Raw genomic sequence first — 22,290 nt, 5'->3', positions numbered from 1 at the left:
TCGCAGTGATGGGCACCGGGTCGATTGACCGGGCTTCACCCGGTCATCCCCTACCCAGAAAACCTGCCGCTTCTTGGGAAGCCCTTCGGCACCCCGCGGCCTGCGCCGGCGCGATCGCCGAGCCATTCCGTCAGTTCGTCCTTGGTCTTGGTGAAAGTGCGGCCGGCGCTATCTTCCCAGGTCAGACCATCGGCGATGACGAAGCAGCGGATATCGGAAATGCCGCCGTCCTTGTATTTCTGCAGGCGCACGCCCTTGCCGCGGGACATCTCAGGTACCTGCGACAGCGGGAAGATGACCAACTTGCGGTTCTCGCCGACGACCGCGGCATGGTCGCCTGAGACCGGCACCAGCAGCTTCGTTTCGTCGGGATACGAGACGTTCATGATCTGCTTGCCCTTGCGGGTATTGGCGACCAGTTCCGCCTCAGCCACGATGAAGCCGTTGCCCGCCGTGGAAGCAATCAGCTGCTTGCGCTGCGGATCGTGCACGAACGCCGTCAGCACGTCCTGATCGTTTTCCATATCGACCATGATGCGCAGCGGTTCGCCGTGCCCACGGCCGCCGGGCAGTTTGTCGCCGCCGAGTGTATATGCCTTGCCGCCCGTTGTGATGATGAGGATCTTGTCCGTCGTCTGTGCGGGGAAGGCAACCTTCAGCCCATCGCCTTCCTTGAAGGTGAGCGATGCAGTGTCGGAAATATGCCCCTTCAGCGCACGGATCCATCCCTTTTCCGAGACGACGACCGTGATCGGTTCCTTCTCGATCATCGCCTGCAGGATTGCCGCGTCGTCGGCTTCGGGCGCTTCGGCAAACTGGGTGCGGCGGCGTCCGATCTCGGTTGCCTTGGCGAATTTCTTCTTCACTTCGCCGATTTCCCAGGCGACCGTCTGCCACTGCTTGTCTTCCGAAGCCAGCAGCGACTCGATCTCGGCCTTTTCCTTGGTGAGGCTATCGAACTCCTTGCGGATTTCGAACTCTTCCAGCTTGCGCAAGGAGCGCAGCCGCATGTTGAGGATCGCCTCGACCTGAATATCCGTAAGGCCGAATCGCTCCATCATTACGGGCTTCGGCTCATCCTCCTCACGGATGATGGCGATAACCTCGTCGATGTTGAGGTAGGCCGTCAGGAAGCCGCCGAGGATTTCCAGGCGCTTTTCGATAGCGGCAAGCCGGAAGCGCGAGCGGCGCAGCAGCACTTCGCGGCGGTGGTCAAGCCACTCCTTCAGCACCTCGTTCAGCGCCATGACCTTCGGAATGCGGCCCATGGACAGAACGTTCATGTTGAGCGGGAAGCGGCTTTCCAGCTCCGTCAACTTGAACATCGATTCCATCAGGATCGTCGCATCGACGGTACGGCTCTTCGGAATCAGGACGACGCGGATATCCTCTGCGGATTCATCGCGGATGTCTTCCAGCAGCGGCAGCTTGCGCGCAATGAGCAGCTCGGCGATCTTCTCGATCAGGCGCGACTTCTGCACCTGGAAGGGAATTTCGGTGATGACGATCTGGTAGCCGCCGCGGCCGAGATCCTCGATTTCCCATTTGGAGCGAACACGGAACCCGCCGCGGCCGGTCTTGTAGCTGTCGATGATGCTCTGACGATCATCGATGATAATGCCGCCGGTCGGGAAATCCGGGCCGGGAATATACAGTTCCACCAGCTTCTCGACGGTGGCATCGCGATCCTTGATCAGATGCAGCGCCGCGTCGCAAAGCTCGTGGGCATTGTGGGAGGGAATGGAGGTCGCCATGCCGACGGCGATACCGGAAGAGCCGTTGGCCAGCAGATTTGGGAAAGCACCCGGCAGAACGATCGGCTCGGAATTCGACTCGTCGTAGGTGTCGCGGAAATCCACCGCATCCTGATCGATGCCCTCCAGCAGCAGTTCGGACACCGCAGTCATCTTGGATTCGGTGTAACGCATCGCGGCCGGGCTATCGCCGTCGATATTGCCGAAATTGCCCTGGCCGTTGACTAGCGTGTAGCGCTGGGAGAAATCCTGCGCCAGGCGCGCCAGCGCATCATAGATCGACTGGTCACCATGGGGGTGATAGTTACCCATCACTTCGCCGACAATCTTGGCGCACTTGCGGAAGGCCGAATTCGGGCGAAGTCCCATCTCGCTCATCGCATAAACGATACGGCGATGCACCGGCTTCAGTCCGTCGCGGACGTCCGGAAGCGCGCGCTGCGTGATCGTCGACAGAGCATACGCCAGGTAACGCTCTTCGAGCGCGGCCTTCAGATCGACCGGAAGGATGTTGTCGTCGCCGTCACCGGGCGGCGGTGTCAGATTTTTTCCCATGGCCCTTGACTATCGGAGATGGCGATTCCCGGCAAGAAATCAGCGGAAAGCACCTGTGGATGAAGGCGGTTCCAGCGCCTTTCGATGCGGTTGCACACACATTTTTGCTGCGGTTGCACAGTATCCTCTTTGTCGTTGGATTTTTACGGAAAGATCAATATAAATCCCCCGCAGTACACCCTGAATATGTACGCCCCCGCCGAGACACCGGCTCAACGAGGAAACGCCAACTATGACTTTCTATCGGACCACGCGGATGATGCTCTGCAGCGCCGCCATTCTGTCTTTCGCCAGCTCGGCCTTCGCGCTTGACGGCAATGATCTCCTGAAGAAGATCAATGATGTCTACGGTCAGCAGGGTGGCACAGTCGCCGCCCAGGGTATCGATATCGACGGAAGCACCGTGACGCTGAAGGGTGCAAGCTTCAAGGCCGCCGGTATGGACGATAGCCTTCCGCTTGGCGACATCACCCTTGACGGCGTCGAAGAAAAAGACGGCGGCTACACGATCGAAGAGATCAACTTCGCCGACGTCGATTTCGACAAGGATGGCGCCTCCATTTCCGCCACCGATCTCAAACTCAATGGCGTCGAAATTCCGGCTGACACAAGCAAGGGCGACCTGACCTCGCTCCTCTATTATAAGAGCGCCCATGCCGGCGCGGTGTCCGTTACCAAGGACGATGCCGAAGTGTTCTCGATCGAGGGCGCCGACGCCACCATGAACAAGCGCGACGACAAGTCGGGCATCGATTTCGATGCCAAGATCAATGGCATCAAGGGCGACCTGAGCAAGGTTGACGATGCCAAGGCCAAAGAAGCCATCGAAGCGCTGAAACTGCAGCAGATCGACGGCACCATCGCCATGAAGGGCAGCTGGGAAATCGGCCCCGGCACCATCAACATCAGCGAATACTCCTTCGACTTCAAGGATATCGGCAAGCTGAACCTAGCCTTCAGCATTTCGGGCTACACGCCTGCATTTGCCAAGTCGCTGCAGGAAGCGCTGAAGACGGTTCGCTCGAACCCGAACCAGCAGGAAGCACAGCAGTCGGCTGGTCTCGCCATGCTCGGCCTGCTGCAGCAGCTCACCTTCAACAGCGCCAAGATCCGCTTCGACGATGCGTCGATCACCGGACGCGCGCTTGATTTCGCCGGCAAGCAGCAGGGCGTCTCGGGCAAGCAGCTGGCCGACACGCTGAAGGCGATGACGCCGATCATGATGGCACAGCTCAACGTTCCAGAACTGCAGAACGCCGTTTCTACCGCCGTCAACGCCTATCTCGACAATCCGAAGAGCCTGACGGTCACGGCTGCTCCCGGCAAGCCGGTTCCGGTTCCGATGATCATCGGCGCCGCCATGGGCGCTCCGCAGTCGATCCCGCAGGTCATCGGCCTGAAGGTTTCGTCGAACGACTAAGACGCAGTTCCCAAGCCATTTCCAGAAACCCGGCGATCTCGGTTGCCGGGTTTTTCTTTGCCTGGAGCCCTTTGTTGTTACGCAATTTCGGACAGAAAACCGCTTCGCACTTTTCCTGGAATTGCTCCGAACTCAGGTCGCAGGGTGCAGCTGATATTTCCTGAGTTCGTTCAGCGCATGGGACATCAGGGAAAGCAGCTCCTCCGTCGTCGCGCCATCTCGCGCCTGAACGGACATACCCTGCACGATCGCGCCCAGAAACCGGGCCAGGGAACGGGCATTGGTATCCGGCCGCATGTCTCCTTCGGCGATGCCCCGTTCAATGCGGGTGGTGAAGATATCCAGCGACTGAAGCCGCATCGATGCGACGTGATGGGCGATCGGCTCGTTTTCCTCTGCGCAGTTCAGTACCGCCGTCGAGATCATGCAGCCCTTCGGGTGCTCCGGAGCAGTGAAGATCTTGGCCGAATTCGTCAGAAAGCGTTCAAAGGTGGTGACCGTATCGACCTTGTCCTGAAACGGATTGCCGGGCTCCGGCCGGGGCATGCGCCGATACTGATCCAGCGTCTCTCGATAAAGCTCCGCTTTCGAGGTGAAGGCGGCATAGAGGCTCTGTGGCGTGATGCCCATCGCCGCCGTCAGATCGGCGATAGAGGAACCGTCGTAGCCATGCTGCCAGAATGTGTCCCGCGCCGCTGCCAAAACAGTCTCGCGATCGAAAGCCGGCGGGCGTCCGCGCCTGCGCGGTGAAGATTTTTCGGCCTCTTCTTTATTTTTCACAATGGTCACTCTAGAAATAGTCTCCGAATTGAGTTATTCAGGAATGGTCATTGTGATTATAGAAGGTTTTGCCCGATGAGTCTCCCCCTGGAAAATTCCACGCGTCCGACCCAAAGCAGCCTCGCCGAAGGTGTCGACACCGCAATCGATTCCGCTCTCGCTGACAAGAGGTTGGTTGGGGCCGTGGTCCTGGTCGCCCAGGACGGAGAGCTGGTCTATGCCCGCTCTGCCGGTCTGGCAGATCGGGAAAACAAAGTCGCGATGCGCGAGGATGCCATCTTCCGGCTGGCCTCCGTCACCAAGCCGATCGTCACCATCGCCGCCATGCGCCTCGTCGAACAGAACCGTATCGGGCTCGACGATCCGATCACCAAATGGCTGCCGGATTTCCGGCCGCGACTGGCCGATGGAACCGAGGCCGTCATCCGTATTCGCCATCTCCTGTCGCACACGTCCGGGCTGGGTTATACCTTCGCTGAAGAGCAGGATGGTCCATATCATCGGGCCGGCGTCTCCGATGGTCTGGACACGCCAGGCCGTTCCGTGGCTGACAACCTTCAGCGCCTCGCAAGCGCGCCTCTCATCTTTGCACCCGGCGAGGACTGGCGTTACTCGCTGGCGATGGATGTGCTCGGCGGCATCATCGAGAAGGAAACCGGCCGTGCGCTCGGTGAGGCGGTCGCAGAGCTCGTCATGCAGCCGCTCGGCCTTTCGGATACGGCATTCTCGGTCCGGGATCGCAGCCGCCTCACGGCCAACTACGTAAATGGTGATCCCCAGCCGCAACGAATGGAAGACGACACGCTTGTTCCGATACTCGACGGCGTGATCCGCTTTGCGCCCGACAGAATATTCGACCCCGCCTCCTATCACTCCGGCGGCGCGGGCATGGCGGGAACGGCAAGCGACGTGCTGGCCATTCTCGACACCATCCGCAAGGGCGGTGCGCCGCTGCTCTCACCCGATACGGTCAAAACGATGATGACCGATCAGGCAGGCGGCCATATGCAGGCGCTGCAGGCCGGTTTCGGCTTCGGCTATGGCTGGTCCGTCGTCACCGACCCTGTTGCGGGCCAGGTCCCCTTCTCCGCCGGCACGATCAAATGGGGCGGCGTCTACGGCCACAGCTGGTTCGTCGACGCCAAAAAGAGCCTGACAGTGGTCGCCCTGACCAACACGGCCCTCGAGGGCATGTGGGGGCAATTTACGATGGATCTGGCGAAAGCTGTTTATGCCGGGATCTAACTGACACACTGGCTCGAACAAAAACCCGGCGATTTCGGTCGCCGGGTTTTGCATTTCATATGGCCTGAAAGCCTCAGTCCTTCTTGACCGGCGGGATCGGGCGGATTGCCAGTTCGCGCAGTTGCGTCGGCGTTGCGGCCGAGGGAGCGCCCATCAGCAGATCCTGTGCCTGCTGGTTCATCGGGAACAGCGAGATCTCGCGCAGGTTCTTGGCACCGACCAGCAGCATGACGATACGGTCGATACCGAAGGCAGCGCCGCCGTGCGGAGGTGCACCATACTGGAAGGCGCGATAGAGCCCACCGAAGCGTTCCTCGACGTCGGTCTGGCTGAGGCCGACCTTTTCGAAGGCGGCAACCATGGTTTCCGGCGACTGGTTACGGATCGAGCCCGAGGCGATTTCGAAGCCGTTGCAGACGGCGTCGTACTGGAACGCCTTGATCGTGAGGGGATCCTGGTTCTGCAGTGCCTCAAGGCCACCCTGCGGCATCGAGAACGGGTTGTGGGCGAAATCGACCTTCTTTTCTTCCTCGCTCCATTCGAAGAACGGGAAGTCGACGATCCAGCACAGCTCGAAGCGGTCGCGATCGACCAGGTTCAGCTCTTCGCCGGCCCGGGTGCGGGCTTCACCGGCAAACTTGTAGAACTTGGAGGGATCGCCGGCGACGAAGAAGCAGGCGTCGCCGTCATCGAGGCCGAGCTGGGTGCGGATCGCATCCGTGCGCTCTTCGCCGATGTTCTTGGCAAGTGGGCCTGCACCCTCGAGCTTTTCGCCTTCCTTGCGCCAGAAGATGTAGCCGAGACCCGGCTGACCCTGGCTCTGCGCCCAGGCGTTCATGCGATCGCAGAATGCACGCGAACCGCCGGTCTTGGCCGGGATTGCCCAGACTTCAACCTTCGGGTTGGAGGCGATCATGTTGGCAAAAACCTTGAAGCCGGAGCCGGCAAAATGCTCGGTGACAGCTTCCATGACGATCGGGTTACGCAGGTCCGGCTTGTCGGAGCCATACTTGCGGATGGCGACATCATAGGGGATACGCGGCCATTCTTTGGTCACCGGCTTGCCTTCGGCAAACTCTTCGAACACCTGGGTCATCAGCGGGCCCATGGTGTTCCAGACGTCTTCCTGCGTCACAAAGCTCATTTCGAGGTCGAGCTGGTAGAATTCGCCCGGCAGACGGTCGGCGCGCGGATCTTCATCGCGGAAGCACGGTGCGATCTGGAAGTAGCGGTCGAAACCGGCAACCATCAGCAGCTGCTTGTACTGCTGCGGCGCCTGCGGCAGCGCGTAGAAAGTTCCGGGGTGGATACGGCTCGGCACGAGGAAGTCGCGCGCGCCTTCCGGCGAAGACGCCGTCAGGATCGGGGTCGTGTATTCGGTGAAGCCGACTTCGCCCATGTGGCGGCGCATGGAGGAGATGACCTGAGTGCGCTTGACGATGTTCCGGTGCAGCGTTTCGCGGCGCAGATCGAGGAAGCGATACTTCAGGCGCACGTCTTCAGGATAGTCCGGCTCGCCGAAAACCGGCAGCGGCAATTCCTTGGCGGCGGAGAGCACTTCGATCTCCTGAGCGTAAAGCTCTATCTCGCCGGTCGGCATGTTCTTGTTGACGGTATCGTCCGTACGGGCCTTCACCAGGCCGTCAATGCGGATGACCCATTCGCCGCGAACGGTTTCGGCAAGCTTGAAGGCCGGAGAATCGGGGTCAGCGACGACCTGGGTGATGCCGTAGTGATCGCGCAGGTCGATGAACAGCACGCCGCCATGATCTCGGACGCGATGAACCCAGCCGGAGATGCGGACGGTCGAACCGACGTCGGACTTGCGCAGGGCGGCGCATGTGTGGCTGCGATAGCGATGCATAGTATATATCCTGGACTTGGCGGGCCGCGGCGAAAGGACATGCAAGCCCCTCGCCTGCCGACGAGAAAATCGGGCGGAAAAGCGCATGGCGCGCCCGATTTGTCAAGGCTCGAACGCCGGAAGTCGACTTAAAGCTGTTGCATTCACCACCGCTGCCAGCATCCGCGATTAGCCGCTGCGGCAGTTTGGCTACTGCAATGCTATTGCTGAACGGCAAGGTCAACTTTAAACAGACACCACATATCTTCGCCCCAGGAGCCCGACATGCCGATCCTCACACGCCGCAACCTTCTGAAAGCCTCCGCGGTCGCCGGCGCCTATGGGGTAGGCCTCAGCATTGCCGGGAAGTTTGCCGGCAGCGCTGCAGCAGCCGAGCCGCGCGTGATGAAGACCGCCAAGATCGAGGCAAATCTTGCGGATGGCGGCGCAACCAGGGATGTCCTGACCTATGGTGAAGCCGGCATGCCGCCGGTGGTGCGCATGAAAAAGGGCGAAGCTTTCGCCGCGCGGCTGATCAACGGCATCGACGATCCCACGACCATCCATTGGCACGGCATCCGCCTTCCGAACAACATGGACGGCGTTCCCTTCCTGACGCAGCCCTATGTCTATACCGGCGATCACTTCGACTACGCCTTTACACCGCCCGATGCCGGAACCTTCTGGTATCATCCGCATTGCAACACGCTGGAGCAGATGGGTCACGGCATGACCGGCGTCATTGTGGTCGAAGACCCCAAGGACCCGGTGTTCGATTCGGAAGTCGTGCTCAATCTGCGTGACTGGCGACTGGGCAATGACGGGCAGTTCATCGCCCAGTTCCGTCCGCGCGATGCGGCCAAATCCGGCACCTACGGCACGATCCGCACCGCCAATTGGCAGCAGCAGCCGCAATATGACGCGCCTTCCGGCGGGCTTGTGCGGCTCCGCGTCGCCATTACCGACGTCACGCGCATCTTCTCATTCCGTGTGGACGGCGCCGAAGCGACCGTGATCGCGATCGACGGCAACCCCGTGCCGCAACGTTTTCCGCTCGATGTCCTGCAGCTTGGCCCCGGACAGCGGCTGGAACTCGCCGTGCGCATGCCCGATGCCGAAGGTGCGGTCGTCAAGCTGGAGGATATCAAGGGCACCAACCCGAAGGTGCTGGCGACATTGCGCGCGGTCGGCGCCACGCTGAAGCGCGACGTTCGGGATCTGGCCTCGCTGGAGGCCAATCCAGTCCAAAAGGCTGACCTCGGCTCTGCCACCCATATTCCGCTGATCCTCAGCGCAACGGCGGAAAACACGGCAGTCAACAGTATTTGCGGCTCGCTCGGTTACAGCTTCTGGGCCATCAATAAGGTGCCATGGCCGGGCGATACACCCGATCCGACCGCGCCGCTTGCCGAACTCAAACTCGGCAAGAGCTATGTCATCGACATGGAAAACGTCACGCCACACAGCCATCCCATCCACCTTCATGGCATGAGCTTCACGGTCCTCTCCTCCTCGACACGGGAGGTGCAACCGTTCGTATCCGATACCTATCTGATCCAGCCCGACGAAAAAGTGCAGCTTGCCTTCGTTGCCGACAATCCGGGTGACTGGCTGCTGCATTGCCATATCATCGAGCACCAGAAGACGGGCATGACCAGCTACGTCCGCGTGGCGTAACGAAGGGCCGCAGGCAGCTCTTGAAGCCCATTACCCCTTCGAAGAGGCATCAACCCTCTAGTAATTTCAGCCAAAAGCGGCAAGCCGCAACGCTTTGTCCGCGAAAGTATTGACATATCCGGCTGAAAGGAGAAGGAAGTTAAAGAACTATTTTATCGATGAATGTGTTGAGATGATCGAAACTACCGCCCAATTGGAGGCGGCCTGCCAAGAGCTGGCCAAGTCGGATTTTATTACCATCGATACCGAATTCCTGCGGGAGACCACCTTCTGGCCGGAACTGTGTTTGATACAGATGGCGAGCCCGACCACCGAGGTATTAGTCGACCCACTGGCCAAGGGGCTCGACCTCGCGCCCTTTTTCGAGCTCATGGCCAATCCGGCCGTGCTGAAGGTTTTCCACGCCGCGCGCCAGGATATCGAAATCATTTTCCATCGCGGCAATCTCATTCCGCATCCGATCTTCGATACGCAGGTCGCGGCGATGGTGTGCGGTTTCGGCGATTCGGTCTCCTACGACCAGCTCGTCAGCCGCATCAAGAACGTCCACATCGACAAGTCCTCGCGCTTTACCGACTGGAGCCGTCGGCCCCTCTCGGAAAAGCAGCTGGACTATGCCCTCGCTGACGTAACCCATCTGCGCGATGTCTACCTTTCGCTTGCTGAGCAGCTGAAGCGCGAGGGACGAGCCTCCTGGCTGCAGGAGGAAATGGCGATCCTCGAAGCGCGCGACACTTATGACCTGCATCCTGACGACGCCTGGCAGCGGCTCAAGATGCGGCTGCGCAAGCCCCCGGAGCTGGCAGTCCTGAAATATGTGGCCGCCTGGCGCGAACGCGAGGCACGCTCCCGCAACGTTCCGCGCGCCCGCGTGCTGAAGGACGATGCGATCTATGAGATCGCCCAGCAGCAACCGAAGGATACCGAAGCGCTGGCACGGCTGCGCACCATCCCGAAGGGCTGGGAGCGTTCGGCTGCCGGTGCGGCAGTTCTCGAAGCGATCAATGCGGCGCTCGCGCTGCCGAAATCCGAGATGCCGCATCCGCCGCGCCATCAGCAGGCGCCCGAGGGCACTGCAGCGGCGTCGGAACTGCTGAAAGTGCTGCTGAAGCTGATCGCCGAAAAGCATGGCGTCGCACCAAAGGTCATCGCCAACAGCGACGATCTCGACAAGATTGCCGCCGAAGGCGAGAAGGCCGATGTCGCAGCCCTCACCGGCTGGCGGCGCGATCTCTTCGGCGAAATTGCCCTGCAGCTGATCCAGGGCCATGTGGCATTGCGCTTCGTCGGAAAGCGGATCGAAACCGTCGCCCTATAATAGCGACATTCTCCTTCCACAGCGTCTCGTGATTGCGTATGATTCGCACATCGAGACGCTGGCCGCCATCATGATCGCGCCGCAAATCTCGTGGAATGAACGTCTTACGCAGTCGTTATGTTCGATGACGTTTCGGTTTCCCGGCGCAATCCCGCGTCGATGACAGGCGTCGCTTCTCGGCGGAATAGGTGAATGGGCATTCTCCATTCGATGCGTACCTGGCTTTTGTCATCACTGCTTGTCGCCTCGACCGGCGTGATCTACGGCGTGATGTTCTTCCCGCAGGCGCCGATGTATATCGGCGCAATCTTCGCGCTGTTCTGCGGCATGCCGCTGCTGGCCTTCGAGCGCCGAATGATCCTGCCGAGGCTGAACGTCTGGGTGCACCGGCTGCCGACACCTGCCTTCATCCTTTCGTCGCTGATCGTCGATTTTCTTCTGATGAGCGTCGGCTATGCGATGGCGGGCAGCCTGCTGAAGCTGCTCGGCCTGGTCGATGGCTCATGGGAAGACCTCACCCTGCTGAAGTTCGACGTCTATTTATACGCCGTCCTGGTGACTGCCGTGATCATCTTCGTCGGCCGCGTGCGGGAACTCCTCGGTCGCGATGTCTTCCTCAGCCTCTTGACCGGGCGGTATCGCAACCCGACGCAGGAAGAGCGCGTTTTCCTGTTCATCGATCTCGTCGGCTCCACCGCCTTTGCGGAGGAACATGGGGATCTGAAGACGCAGGCGTTTCTGGGTGCAGTGTTTGCCGCGATGGCCGAGCCGGTGCGTCGGCACAAGGGCGCTATCGACGACTATATCGGCGATGCCGCGCTGATCACCTGGCCACTTCGCCGCGGCCTGAAGAACGCCAACTGCGTCCGCTGCGTCTTCAATATCCTCAACGATATCGAGGCAAATTCCGAAACCTGGCTGAAGTCCTATGGCAGAGTGCCGCGTCTGCGCGCCGCGCTGCACGGCGGCAGCATCGTCACGGCAGAAATCGGCGTCGATCATCACAAGATCGCCTATTTCGGCGACACGGTGAACACCGCCGCCAGGCTTGAAACGCTCTGCAAGACACTGGAGCGTCAGGTGCTGATTTCGAGCGATCTGGCCGCAAGGCTCGACCTTCCCGAAGCAATCATCAAGGAAGAGCTGGGTGAGCACGCCGTGCGCGGTCGCGATCAGCATCTCGGTGTCATCGCGCTGCATACGCAAGACCGGCAAGCGCTGAAGGCCGCCAACGGTAGATCGTAAGTCATAGAGATCTTTGGCTGTATCATCGGGCCGATGCGCGCCCGAGCTTCACACCCTATGGGTTGTCCACAGTCACCAAAACTTCACCTAGGCGTTAATTCGCCGACACAGCTCACCTGCTAAGCGGAGGATGTTTTCGCCAATCCCACCAACCAGGTGACATAATGACCAAAATTCTTTCCGCCTCCACGGCACTCTTTATTCTGCTCACTGCATCGGCTCAGGCAGATGAGCAGCAGTTCAAGGCAAAGCTCGTTGGACAGGCGATCCTGCCGGCCAATACAGTCGCCGCCGCCCCTGCCGACGCAGCGGAATTCCTGAAAACCTCCGGTAAATTCACTACGCCGGACCGCAAGCGTACCGAAGCGCTCAGCTCCATCGCGGGCAAGGATGGTGCTCGCGTCACCGACATCAAGCTGCCTTTCGCCGGCCAGCCGATCCAGGGTTTCTCCGGGATCAAGACCATGCCCGACGGCACCTTCTGGACGCTCTCCGACAACGGCTTCGGCACCAAGCAGAACTCCAGCGACGCCATGCTCTTCCTGCACCAGCTCAAGTTCGATTGGGACAGCGGCAAGGTCGAAGTGGTCAAGAACCTGTTCCTGTCCGACCCGAATAAGAAGGCTCCCTTCCCGATCGTTATGGAAGGCGCGGACAAGCGCTATCTGACCGGCGCTGATTTCGACATCGAATCGATCCAGCCTGTTGCCGACGGATTCTGGATCGGTGAAGAATTCGGCCCCTATTTGCTGAAGTTCGACACCAATGGCCAGCTGACGGACGTCTTCGCAACGACGGTCGACGGCAAGTCGGTCATGTCTCCCGATAACCCGCTGCTGCAGCTGCCGGGCAACCCGACACAGAAGATGCCCGCCTTCAATCTGAAGCGCTCGGGCGGCTTCGAGGGCCTTGCCATGTCGAAGGATGGCTCCAAGCTCTACGGTATGCTCGAAGGCCCGATCTACAAGGAAGACGGCCAGGTTGAAAACGTCGAAGGCAAGACGGCCATTCGCGTCATCGAGTTCGACGTCGCCTCCAAGAGTTGGACCGGCCGCAGCTGGCTGTATCCTTTCGCCGACAAGGGCCTCGCCATCGGCGATTTCAACATGCTTGACGAAAAGACGGCTCTCGTTATCGAGCGCGATAATGGTGCCGGCACCAAGGACAAGGCTTGCGCCGATCCCAAGCAGCCGAAGCCCGATTGCTTCGAAGCTCCGGCCGAGCTCAAGCGCGTCTACAAGATCGAATTCAGCGACGCCAATGTCGGTAAGTCCGTTCGCAAGATCGGCTATATCGACCTGATGCGGATCGAGGATCCGGACCATAAGCGTCGTCAGGGCGGTGGCGAAGGCTTCTACGACATGCCTTTCATCACCATCGAGAATGTCGACCGCGTCGACGCCACCCATATTATCATCGGCAACGACAACAACCTGCCCTTCTCCGCAGGCCGCGCCGTCAACAAGGCCGACGATAACGAATTCAGCCTGCTCGAAGTTGGCGACTTCCTGAACGCGAAGTAAGCCGCAACGAAACCGCCTCTCCCTGCTGCGCGGGGAGAGGCTCTGAACCTGCGAAAGCAGGCAGATTTATTCGAAGCAGAAGGCCAGCCGGCGGTTCGTGAGCTTGCCGAGCTGCTGCAGCCGCCCGTCCAGCCTCTCACCGGCAAAATCGTGATATTCAGCCGGAACGACGAATTCGAGATCCAGATCCGGGTTAGCCGAGCGACGGAATGACAGGTTGCGCACTATGCCCGGCATCGACGCCGAAAACAGATAGACGACGCGCAGCAGACCGCCGAGAAGCTTGGCGCGCTCGATGTATAGCGACGTGGCGATGGTAGCCAGCGGCTCGGTCGCACCATCATCATGCAGGCCTTCGAAGCGATAATAGTTGGCGAGCGCCACAAATGCGCGGCCGGCATGGGTGATGCCGACGAAGGAGGTATGGGCGATGATGTTCAGCGCCTGCAGGCCGCGATAGTCGGGGTGGGCGCGCCAGCTGATGTCAGCGAGCAGACATGCTGCCTGGCGATAGCGGCTCTCCTCCTCCGTCTCGGTGATCCCGAAGAACGGCATCATGCGACCGGTCCAATCCGCAAGCTCGCGGGCATGCTCCGGCGAACGGGCACGCAGGATGGCGAGCTCTCCCGCTGCGACCAGCAGCGGATCGCTATGGCGCTCCGCCTCCGTCAGCAACGAATAGAGATAGCCTTCGCGCACGCCCTGTGCGGAAAAGGAAATGATTGATGGCTTCATGGCCGTCAGCACTTCGCGCATGGCGACGGCACCGAACGGCAGCAGCAAACGGCGATGCTTGGAAACGGCTTGGAAGGCCGGATCCTTCGAATCTTTCGATTCGACGATCTGATCCAGGAAGCGCAGCATCTCGTCGAGCTGCACTTCATAGCCCTGCATCATGTGCAGCGGATATTTGCGGATTTCCATGTGCAGCTTGGCGATATTTCGCCATGTGCCGCCAACGGCGTAGAAGGTACGGCCCTCGCCCTTGCTCAGAAGCTTGGCCGTCTTGACGTGCTTGCGCGCGAAGCCGCGTGCCTTCTCGATCGAGCCGCCGGCATATTCGGACAGGCGCAGGCCGCCGAGCGGCAGCGTGATGCCTTTGCCGAACTCGCGATCCTTGATGTCGATCAATTCCAGCGAGCCGCCGCCGAGATCGCCGGCGATACCATCCGGATGGAAGAAGCCGCTGATGATGCCGAGCGCGGAAAAGCGCGCCTCTTCCTCGCCCGAGAGTACCCGCACCTTACGTTGCAGGATCGTTTCGGCCTGATGGATAAATTCTGGGCCGTTGCTGGCCTCGCGAGCCGCTGCGGTCGCGAGCACATAGATGGTCGAGGCACGAGCCTGATCGGAGAGCGCCTTGAAGCGATGCAAGGCGGCAAGCGCCCGCGCCACGCTTTCCTCATCCATCTTTCCGGTCAGCGCTATGCCCTTGCCGAGGCCGCAAAGCACCTTCTCGTTGAAAAGAATGGTCGGAGACCGCGAATGGCCTTCATAGACGACGAGACGGACCGAATTCGATCCGATATCGACAACGGAGACAGGGGCAATACCGGGAAGGCGCCCCTGGGCTTCTGATTCAACCATGCAGGTCCAGTTTATTTGTTGCGGCCCGACAACAGCCCAGCGATCAGTTTCGGCGCACTGGATTTCAAGGCTTCACCACGGCCGGAAAGGCTGGGATTCGTCATGAAATACTGCTGCGCATTGAATGGCTCTTTTCCCTGGCGCACTTCCATGCGCCTTGAAGTACCGTCCGGCAATATCTCGTAGCTCTGTTGATTGTCAATGATATTGCCCAGCATGATCTGTGAAAGCACCTGCTCGTGCACCGTCTTGTTGGTGAGCGGCACCAAGGTTTCGACGCGACGATCGAGGTTTCTCGGCATCATGTCGGCCGAGCCGATATAGACCAGCGCCTTCTCCGACGGCAGGCCCTGACCGTTGCCGAAGCAGAAGATACGGCTATGCTCGAGGAAGCGGCCTATGATCGACTTGACGCGGATCTTTTCCGAAAGACCCAGCACCTGCGGACGCAGGCAGCAGATGCCGCGCACGACGAGGTCGATCTCGACGCCCGCATTGCTGGCACGATAGAGCGCGTCGATGATCTCGGGATCGACGAGCGAATTCATCTTCATCCAGATCGCCGCCGGCTGGCCGTTCTTGGCGTGCTCGATCTCGCCCTCGATATGCTGGAGGATGCGGGTACGGAGCGTGTAAGGCGAAACCGCGATCTTCATGTCCTGCTCCGGCTCGCCATAGCCGGTGATGAAGTTGAAGATATTTGCCATGTCATGGGCGATCTTCGGATCGCAGGTAAAGTAGGAGAGGTCGGTATAGATCTTGGCGGTGACCGGATGGTAGTTACCGGTGCCGAGATGGCAATAGGTCCGCAGCTTGCCGTCTTCGCGGCGCACGACCATGGACATCTTCGAATGCGTCTTGAGTTCGATGAAGCCGAAGACGACCTGAACGCCGGCGCGCTCCAGATCGCGCGCCCAGCGGATGTTCGCCTCTTCGTCGAAGCGGGCCTTCAATTCCACCAGTGCCGTAACCGATTTACCGAGATCGGCGGCATCGATCAGCGCGCGAACGATGGGGCTGTCGTTCGACGTGCGGTAAAGCGTCTGCTTTATCGCCAGAACATCAGGATCCCTAGCAGCCTGGAGAAGGAACTGGACCACCACGTCGAAGGACTCGTAGGGGTGGTGGACCACCATGTCCTTTTCGCGGATGGCGGCGAAGCAATCGCCCGCATGTTCGCGGACACGCTCAGGAAATCGCGCATTGTAGGGCTCGAAGCGCAGATCGTCGCGCGGCGCCTTGCAGATTTCAGACAGCGTATTGAGCGCCAGCAAGCCGGGCAGAACCGCAATGCGGTTTTCCGGCACGTTCAGCGATTCCACCACGAACTGGCGAAGCTCGAGCGGCATTTCGGAATCGGTCTCGATGCGGATCACCGAGCCGCGGCGGCGCCGCTTCAATGCGGTCTCGAAGAAACGCACCAGGTCTTCGGCCTCTTCCTCGACTTCAATATCGCTGTCGCGGATGATGCGGAACGTACCAGAGCCCTGCACTTCATAGCCGGGATAGAGCCGGTGGATGAATATGTTCACCACATCTTCGAGCGTAATGTAGCGGATGACATTGCTCGCATCCGGCAGGCGGACGAAGCGGTCAAGAGCCGGCGGCAGGCGAAGCAGTGCCGTCATCGGCTCGCGGCCGTTCATGCTCTTCAGCTGCAGCGCGATCGAGAAGCCGAGGTTCGGAATGAAGGGGAACGGATGCGCCGGGTCGATGGAGAGCGGCGTCAGAACCGGGAAGATCGCCTGTTCGAACTCGGTATGGAGCCACTGCCGATCCGTGTCGGAAAGAGCGGCCGGGCGGACGATCAGAATATCTTCCTTGGCGAGATATTGCTGCAGGACGGCGAGCGAAGCCTGCTGCTCCATCTGCAGGTTGTCGATCTCGCGCAGGATATCGTCTAGCTGCTCGGCCGGCGTCTTGCCGTCCGGCGTGCGCACCAAAATCTTCTGGCGGACTTGGCCTTCGAGGCCGGCAACACGCACCATGAAGAATTCGTCGAGGTTGGCAGCAGAGATCGAGAGGAAGCGCACACGCTCCAGCAGGGGATGCGCCGTGTTCAGCGTTTCCTCAAGGACGCGGCGATTGAACTGCAGCCAGGAAAATTCGCGGTTGATGAAGCGTTCGGGGCTGGTCAGCAACGGATTGATCGCGGCCTCCTCCGAAGCTCCCTGGCTGGCGTCCTGATGTTCCGTGAGTGCCGAGTCCATGTTCCACCTACCCTCTATCTAATCCTGTGCCACGTATATCAGTTTGACGACGGAACTGTGACAGTTCGGTATCAACTCAATCTGGCCGAGAAGCACTCCCTAGCTCGTCCAGCACTTCTGCAGCCAATACGCGTGTGATCCTTGTCCCCCGCCCCAGCGCCAGCCTGTCCAGACGGTCGACGATCAGCTGCGCTGCATTCATGGAGCGCTCCATCCGGTTGACGATATAAAGGACAAGTTTGTCATCGATATAAAGCTGGCGGTCGGCGAAGAGCTTTACGATGATCTGCGACAGCAATTCTTCGTCCGGCTCGCCGATCTCGACCACGGTCGCCGCTTTCAGACGCGAACGCAGGTCGGGCAGCGTCACCGGCCAGGACATCGGCCAAAGCCGGCTCGTCATCAAAAGGCTGGTGCCGTTTTCCCGGACGCTGTTGATGACGTGGAAAAGTTCAGTATCGTCAAACCCCAGCCGATCCACATCCTCGAAGACGACCGGGCCGTTCGCAGCCGCGACTGCGGCATCGGACCCCACCACCGGATGAATCGGAGTCGCGTCGCATCGCTCGCTCCAGATGCTGGCAAGGTGCGATTTTCCCGAACCGACCGGACCGGCCAGTATGACGACAGGCGACGGCCAGTTAGGCCAGGAATCGACGATCCTCACCGCGGCAGTCAAAGGGTCAGCAACCAGCAGGTCGTCGCGGCCGCTAGCCGGATCGTGTGTAAAGGCCAAGGGCAGCTGTTCGGCGGCCCTGCGCCTCAAATCAGCATTCTTTGCGTCGGTCATGTCTAGTTATTCTCGGGTTTGCCGGCCTTGGCTCTGCGCGCCCTGCCCGCCTCCGAGCGTCCGTGGTAAAGTTCGCTCTGAAGGTACCGCGAAAGGGCAAAGCGGACAAGGACACCACAGGCCGCGGCAGCCGGAACTGCGATGAGCAGCCCAACGAAACCGAAGAGCGCGCCGAAGGCGAAAAGGGCGAACATCAGCCAGACCGGATGCAGGCCGACGCTTTCGCCGACGAGCTTCGGCTGCAGCACGTTGCCCTCCAGGAACTGGCCGGTGAAGAAGACGACCAGCGTCAGGCCGACCCAGAGATAGTCGGGCCAGAACTGAACGAGCGCAACGCCGACGGCCAGAACGAGGCCGACCATCGAACCGACATAGGGAATGAAGCTGATCATGCCGGCGAACAGGCCGATCAGAAGACCGAAGTTCAAGCCGACGAGCGAGAGGCCGACGCCGTAATACACGCCAAGAATGATGCAGAGCGAGCCCTGTCCCCGGATGAAGCCGGCAATGGCCTGGTCGATCTCGCGGGCGATCTGGCGGACGGTCGCGACGTGATCGCGTGGGATCCAGTCATCCACCTTCGCAATCATCCTGTCCCAGTCGAGCAACATATAGAAGGCGACGACCGGCGTGACGACCAGCAGCGAGATCACATTGACCAGCGCCTTGCCGGAGCTCCAGAGCTGCGCAAACAACCCTCCGACGAAGCTCAACCCTTCGGACATGATGCTGGAGAAATTATCCTTGATCGCGCCGAGCTGATTGCGGATCCAGTCGGGCAGCACCATCGTCTGCGCCTTGGCGATCAGCTGCTGTATCTGCTGCACATAAGACGGAATATGCTGGATGAAATCGTTGAACTGGTTGATGATGATCGGAATGAAGATCGTCAGCGCCAGCGCGAAGATCAGCAGGAAAGAAAAGAGGATCACCACCGTCGCCATGAGGCGGCTGAGGCCGAACCGCTCCAGCCGGTCTGCAACGGGATCGAGAAAATAGGCGACGGCCATGCCGGCAATAAACGGCAGCAGAATAGTGCTGAAGACATAAAGAAAGCTGACAAAAGCGACGAATACGATCACCCAGAACGTAACTTGGCGCTTGAGGCTGGCCCCGCTGACCTTTTGCTCCATCGACTTCCCCGTTGTTTCCGGCCCACCTGCTGTTGTGCTTAGGACATAGGATGATGCCGCAATTATGGTCAAGCCTGAGGCCGGAAATCTGCGCCAGACGATGGGAAGCGGGGAAAATCGCGGTGTTTGCGGCGCTTGCGCCTTGCATAACGGCCCCTATCATGCAATGGCGACCCGATGAAAGCCCTGTCATAATGGACAGGCGGCCATCGGAGGCGGAAGCATGAGCCAGTCTGGAAAAAACGGTCTGACCTATAGCGACGCGGGCGTCGATATCGATGCCGGCAACCTGCTCGTCGAAAAGATCAAGCCTGCCGTCCGTTCGACGCGCCGGCCGGGTGCGGACGGCGAAATCGGCGGCTTCGGCGGCCTCTTCGACCTCAAGGCCGCAGGCTTTACCGATCCCGTTCTGGTCGCTGCCAATGACGGCGTCGGCACCAAGCTCAAGATCGCGATCGACGCGAACTATCACGACACGGTCGGCATCGACCTAGTCGCCATGTGCGTCAACGATCTGGTCGTCCAGGGCGCAGAGCCGCTGTTCTTCCTCGATTACTTCGCCACCGGCAAGCTCGATCCTGATCAGGGTGCAGCGATCGTCGGCGGTATTGCTGCCGGCTGCCGCGATGCGGGTTGTGCGCTGATCGGCGGCGAGACGGCGGAAATGCCGGGCATGTATTCGCATGGTGATTACGATCTGGCGGGCTTTGCCGTCGGCGCAGCCGAACGCGGCCAGCTGCTGCCGTCAGGCGATATTGCCGAAGGCGACATCATTCTCGGCCTCGCCTCGTCAGGCGTTCATTCCAACGGCTTCTCGCTGGTGCGCAAGATCGTCGAGCTTTCCGGCCTCGGCTGGGATGCACCGGCTCCCTTCGCCGAAGGCAAGGCGCTGGGCGAAGCGCTGCTCACACCGACACGCATCTATGTGAAGCCGCTGCTCAAGGCCATCCGCGAAACCCATGCACTGAAGGCGCTCGCCCACATCACCGGCGGCGGCTTCCCGGAGAACATTCCGCGCGTGCTGCCGAAGCATCTGGCTGCTGAAATCGATCTGACGGCCGTCAAGGTGCCGCCGGTCTTCTCATGGCTTGCCAAGGTCGGCGGTGTCGAAGCCAAGGAAATGTTGCGCACCTTTAATTGCGGCATCGGCATGATCGTCGTCGTCGCTCCGGAAAACGTCACGACCGTGAAGGCCGCGCTTGAGGCCGAAGGCGAAGCGGTCGTTACGCTCGGCCGTATGATCGCTCGCGAAGAAGGCGCGCACGGCACCGTCTATAAGGGCACGCTGGCTCTATGACCACGCCGCGCAAACGCGTCGTCGTCTTCATCTCGGGCGGCGGCTCCAACATGCTGGCGCTTTTGAAGGCAACGGCGGAGGCCGACTACCCGGCCGAGATCGTCGGCGTCATCTCCGACAAGGCGGATGCCGGCGGACTTGCGAAAGCAGCCGCGGAAGGCATTGCCACCTTCGCGTTCGTGCGCAAGGAGTTTGCCAGCAAGGAAGCCCATGAAGAGGCGATCCTTGCACAGCTGGAAGCCCTCTCCCCCGACATAATCTGCCTCGCCGGCTATATGCGGCTGCTCTCCGGCCGCTTCATCCAGGCCTACGAAGGGCGGATCATCAATATTCATCCGTCGTTGCTGCCGCTTTTCCCCGGCCTGCACACGCATCAGCGCGCCATCGACGCCGGGATGCGCGTCGCCGGTTGCACTGTGCACTTCGTCACCGAGGGCATGGATGAAGGCCCCGTCGTCGGCCAGGCCGTGGTGCCAGTGCTGAACAATGACACCGCCGACAGCCTCGCCGCCCGGGTCCTCACGGTCGAGCACCAGATCTATCCGCAGTCGTTGCGGCTGGTGGCGGAAGGCAAAGTCAGGATGGAAGACGGCAAGGCCGTGAGCCTCGCCGAGACATCTGCCGCCCAGGGGCGGCAGATCGTGTCACTGCTTGGTGACGCGAGCTAGCTTTCAAGCCGCCATTGCCATCAGCGGATGCAGCGTGCCGTCGCTATAGACAATGCGGCCGCCACGGAAGGTTGCGCGGATGCGATGAACCGAACCGGGTTCGACGGTGACCAGATCGGCGAGCTGACCGACAGCAATTTCACCGCGATCCATCAGACCGGCCGAGCGGGCAGCATTCGAGCTTGCCATCGCGACTGCCGCCGGCAGGCCACCGCTTGCGACATCCGCAACCTTGAAGATCGCCGGCACGAAGGCGGCGGGGTGATAGTCGGCTGCGATAACGCCAAGCAAGCCGGCGCGGGCCGCATCCAGTGCGCTGAGATTGCCGGACATCGACTGGCCGCGTAGCGCGTTCGGCGCACCCATGAGCGTCCAGAGACCACGGCGGCATGCTTCTTCGGCAGCCGGGCCAGTGACGGGAAACTCGCTGATCGTCACGCCGAGATCGTGCATCGCCGCCACCTTCTCGGCGCTGTCGTCGTCATGCGACGCCAGCGAAAGCTTATGCCTCAGCGATAGTGCTACGACGTCGTGCAGCTTGCGTTCGATCTCCGGATCCTGACGCTGCGCGATGCGTGTCGCCACGATGTCTTCGGCCGCCTCACGAGACATGGAGCGACGCTCGGACATGCTGCGGATGTAGCTTTCGATGTCGTTATACTGGCCCTGCCCCGGCGTATGGTCGGTCAGGGAGACCATGTCGACGGAGCCCTCCTCCAGCAACCGCTCCAGGGTCGGAGCTGCGCCGAGATTGGTGATTTCGTAGCGGGCATGGACGCGATGATCGATCAGGAGTTCATCGCGCAGACTGCCGATACCGCGGATAACAGCGGAGGTGGTTTCGAGCGAACGGACATGACCGTAGACGCTTTCGGTCGCAAAGGAGAGTGCCGCGAAGGCGGTGGTGACGCCGGCTGCCGCCAACTTCTTGTCCAGCTCGTGAATGCCGAAATCGATCGGCATCATTGCATTCGGCCGCGGTGCGATTTCGCGCTCGATCATATCGCAGTGCAGATCGACGAAGCCGGGCATCAGCAGGCGACCCCCACCATCGAAGGTCGGCCCCTCCACCGGCTCGGAGCGGATTTCGGCAATCACGCCGTCCTCGACGCGCACCGCGCCATTTTCGACGACTTCATTGGGAAGAACGAGCGTGAAATTGCTGAGCCACATCGGCTTTCTCCTGAAACAACGTCCATGATCGAAGGAGGCGCAGAAACATTCGAATGTTTCCGGCCAGCACGC

General features: G+C 60.5%; 16 protein-coding genes. 8 read left to right on the top strand and 8 right to left on the bottom strand.

The window, feature by feature from the left end; translation table 11 throughout:
• Window positions 1–50 precede the first annotated feature (50 nt).
• Window positions 51–2,309: a DNA topoisomerase IV subunit A gene (gene parC, locus GGD46_RS02875; RefSeq protein WP_184701626.1), complete on the bottom strand. Its 2,259-nt coding sequence runs from the start codon at window positions 2,307–2,309 to the stop codon at window positions 51–53.
• A 232-nt stretch (window positions 2,310–2,541) separates the two neighbouring features.
• On the opposite strand from parC, the gene GGD46_RS02870 reads away from it, so the two are divergent.
• Window positions 2,542–3,729, top strand: coding sequence for a hypothetical protein (locus tag GGD46_RS02870; protein ID WP_184701624.1), 1,188 nt, complete (start codon window positions 2,542–2,544; stop codon window positions 3,727–3,729).
• Window positions 3,730–3,861: 132 nt separating this feature from the next.
• Here GGD46_RS02870 and GGD46_RS02865 read toward each other — a convergent pair whose 3' ends face one another.
• Entirely contained in the window at window positions 3,862–4,518 is a 657-nt protein-coding gene (locus tag GGD46_RS02865; protein WP_184701622.1) for a TetR/AcrR family transcriptional regulator, read from the bottom strand.
• A 66-nt stretch (window positions 4,519–4,584) separates the two neighbouring features.
• Between GGD46_RS02865 and GGD46_RS02860 the strand changes: the two genes are divergently transcribed.
• Window positions 4,585–5,754 carry a serine hydrolase gene (locus GGD46_RS02860; RefSeq protein WP_184701620.1) on the top strand — a complete coding sequence of 390 codons (1,170 nt, stop codon included), beginning with the start codon at window positions 4,585–4,587 and terminating at the stop codon, window positions 5,752–5,754.
• A 73-nt stretch (window positions 5,755–5,827) separates the two neighbouring features.
• Here the strand turns inward: GGD46_RS02860 and aspS are convergent, their stop codons facing one another.
• On the bottom strand, window positions 5,828–7,618 hold the full coding sequence (gene aspS / locus GGD46_RS02855; RefSeq protein ID WP_184701618.1) for an aspartate--tRNA ligase: 1,791 nt from the start codon (window positions 7,616–7,618) through the stop codon (window positions 5,828–5,830).
• 264 nt (window positions 7,619–7,882) lie between these two features.
• Here aspS and GGD46_RS02850 point away from each other — a divergent pair, with 264 nt between their 5' ends.
• From GGD46_RS02850 to GGD46_RS02835, 4 genes are all read left to right on the top strand, one after another.
• A complete protein-coding gene (locus GGD46_RS02850; protein WP_184701616.1) occupies window positions 7,883–9,274 on the top strand; it encodes a multicopper oxidase family protein in 1,392 nt (463 codons plus the stop codon).
• A gap of 172 nt (window positions 9,275–9,446) precedes the next feature.
• Window positions 9,447–10,592 carry a ribonuclease D gene (gene rnd, locus GGD46_RS02845; RefSeq protein WP_184701614.1) on the top strand — a complete coding sequence of 382 codons (1,146 nt, stop codon included), beginning with the start codon at window positions 9,447–9,449 and terminating at the stop codon, window positions 10,590–10,592.
• A gap of 192 nt (window positions 10,593–10,784) precedes the next feature.
• Window positions 10,785–11,837, top strand: coding sequence for an adenylate/guanylate cyclase domain-containing protein (locus GGD46_RS02840; RefSeq protein ID WP_184701612.1), 1,053 nt, complete (start codon window positions 10,785–10,787; stop codon window positions 11,835–11,837).
• A gap of 164 nt (window positions 11,838–12,001) precedes the next feature.
• Window positions 12,002–13,360, top strand: coding sequence for an esterase-like activity of phytase family protein (locus GGD46_RS02835; RefSeq protein ID WP_184701610.1), 1,359 nt, complete (start codon window positions 12,002–12,004; stop codon window positions 13,358–13,360).
• 66 nt (window positions 13,361–13,426) lie between these two features.
• Here GGD46_RS02835 and ppx read toward each other — a convergent pair whose 3' ends face one another.
• From ppx to GGD46_RS02815, 4 genes are all read right to left on the bottom strand, one after another.
• Window positions 13,427–14,947 carry an exopolyphosphatase gene (gene ppx, locus GGD46_RS02830; RefSeq protein WP_184701608.1) on the bottom strand — a complete coding sequence of 507 codons (1,521 nt, stop codon included), beginning with the start codon at window positions 14,945–14,947 and terminating at the stop codon, window positions 13,427–13,429.
• An 11-nt stretch (window positions 14,948–14,958) separates the two neighbouring features.
• Window positions 14,959–17,157 carry an RNA degradosome polyphosphate kinase gene (locus GGD46_RS02825; RefSeq protein ID WP_184701606.1) on the bottom strand — a complete coding sequence of 733 codons (2,199 nt, stop codon included), beginning with the start codon at window positions 17,155–17,157 and terminating at the stop codon, window positions 14,959–14,961.
• Window positions 17,158–17,233: 76 nt separating this feature from the next.
• The gene (hdaA, locus tag GGD46_RS02820) at window positions 17,234–17,947 is read right to left on the bottom strand and encodes a DnaA regulatory inactivator HdaA (RefSeq protein WP_184701604.1); all 714 of its coding nucleotides are present in this window, start codon (window positions 17,945–17,947) and stop codon (window positions 17,234–17,236) included.
• A 2-nt stretch (window positions 17,948–17,949) separates the two neighbouring features.
• A complete protein-coding gene (locus tag GGD46_RS02815; RefSeq protein ID WP_184701602.1) occupies window positions 17,950–19,080 on the bottom strand; it encodes an AI-2E family transporter in 1,131 nt (376 codons plus the stop codon).
• 223 nt (window positions 19,081–19,303) lie between these two features.
• On the opposite strand from GGD46_RS02815, the gene purM reads away from it, so the two are divergent.
• Window positions 19,304–20,377, top strand: coding sequence for a phosphoribosylformylglycinamidine cyclo-ligase (gene purM / locus GGD46_RS02810; protein ID WP_184701600.1), 1,074 nt, complete (start codon window positions 19,304–19,306; stop codon window positions 20,375–20,377).
• The gene (gene purN, locus GGD46_RS02805; protein ID WP_184701598.1) at window positions 20,374–21,045 is read left to right on the top strand and encodes a phosphoribosylglycinamide formyltransferase; all 672 of its coding nucleotides are present in this window, start codon (window positions 20,374–20,376) and stop codon (window positions 21,043–21,045) included. The genes purM and purN overlap by 4 nt, the downstream gene beginning before the upstream one ends.
• A 3-nt stretch (window positions 21,046–21,048) precedes the next feature.
• Here the strand turns inward: purN and GGD46_RS02800 are convergent, their stop codons facing one another.
• Window positions 21,049–22,218, bottom strand: coding sequence for an alpha-D-ribose 1-methylphosphonate 5-triphosphate diphosphatase (locus GGD46_RS02800; protein ID WP_184701596.1), 1,170 nt, complete (start codon window positions 22,216–22,218; stop codon window positions 21,049–21,051).
• Window positions 22,219–22,290 lie beyond the last annotated feature (72 nt).

The organism is Martinezella lusitana (genome assembly GCF_014207095.1).
GTDB lineage: Bacteria > Pseudomonadota > Alphaproteobacteria > Rhizobiales > Rhizobiaceae > Rhizobium > Rhizobium lusitanum_B.
Note: the sequence above shows the minus strand (reverse complement) of the source record. Positions and strands in the feature narration are given on the sequence as shown.

What these genes read in the sequence shown, in the direction of transcription:
- GGD46_RS02825 (WP_184701606.1), bottom strand. Translation starts at nt 17,157, where the DNA reads ATGGACTCGGCACTCACGGAACATCAGGACGCCAGCCAGGGAGCTTCG.
- parC (WP_184701626.1), bottom strand. Translation starts at nt 2,309, where the DNA reads ATGGGAAAAAATCTGACACCGCCGCCCGGTGACGGCGACGACAACATC.
- GGD46_RS02850 (WP_184701616.1), top strand. Translation starts at nt 7,883, where the DNA reads ATGCCGATCCTCACACGCCGCAACCTTCTGAAAGCCTCCGCGGTCGCC.
- purM (WP_184701600.1), top strand. Translation starts at nt 19,304, where the DNA reads ATGAGCCAGTCTGGAAAAAACGGTCTGACCTATAGCGACGCGGGCGTC.
- GGD46_RS02815 (WP_184701602.1), bottom strand. Translation starts at nt 19,080, where the DNA reads ATGGAGCAAAAGGTCAGCGGGGCCAGCCTCAAGCGCCAAGTTACGTTC.
- rnd (WP_184701614.1), top strand. Translation starts at nt 9,447, where the DNA reads ATGATCGAAACTACCGCCCAATTGGAGGCGGCCTGCCAAGAGCTGGCC.
- purN (WP_184701598.1), top strand. Translation starts at nt 20,374, where the DNA reads ATGACCACGCCGCGCAAACGCGTCGTCGTCTTCATCTCGGGCGGCGGC.
- hdaA (WP_184701604.1), bottom strand. Translation starts at nt 17,947, where the DNA reads ATGACCGACGCAAAGAATGCTGATTTGAGGCGCAGGGCCGCCGAACAG.
- aspS (WP_184701618.1), bottom strand. Translation starts at nt 7,618, where the DNA reads ATGCATCGCTATCGCAGCCACACATGCGCCGCCCTGCGCAAGTCCGAC.
- GGD46_RS02870 (WP_184701624.1), top strand. Translation starts at nt 2,542, where the DNA reads ATGACTTTCTATCGGACCACGCGGATGATGCTCTGCAGCGCCGCCATT.
- GGD46_RS02835 (WP_184701610.1), top strand. Translation starts at nt 12,002, where the DNA reads ATGACCAAAATTCTTTCCGCCTCCACGGCACTCTTTATTCTGCTCACT.
- GGD46_RS02860 (WP_184701620.1), top strand. Translation starts at nt 4,585, where the DNA reads ATGAGTCTCCCCCTGGAAAATTCCACGCGTCCGACCCAAAGCAGCCTC.
- ppx (WP_184701608.1), bottom strand. Translation starts at nt 14,947, where the DNA reads ATGGTTGAATCAGAAGCCCAGGGGCGCCTTCCCGGTATTGCCCCTGTC.
- GGD46_RS02840 (WP_184701612.1), top strand. Translation starts at nt 10,785, where the DNA reads ATGGGCATTCTCCATTCGATGCGTACCTGGCTTTTGTCATCACTGCTT.
- GGD46_RS02800 (WP_184701596.1), bottom strand. Translation starts at nt 22,218, where the DNA reads ATGTGGCTCAGCAATTTCACGCTCGTTCTTCCCAATGAAGTCGTCGAA.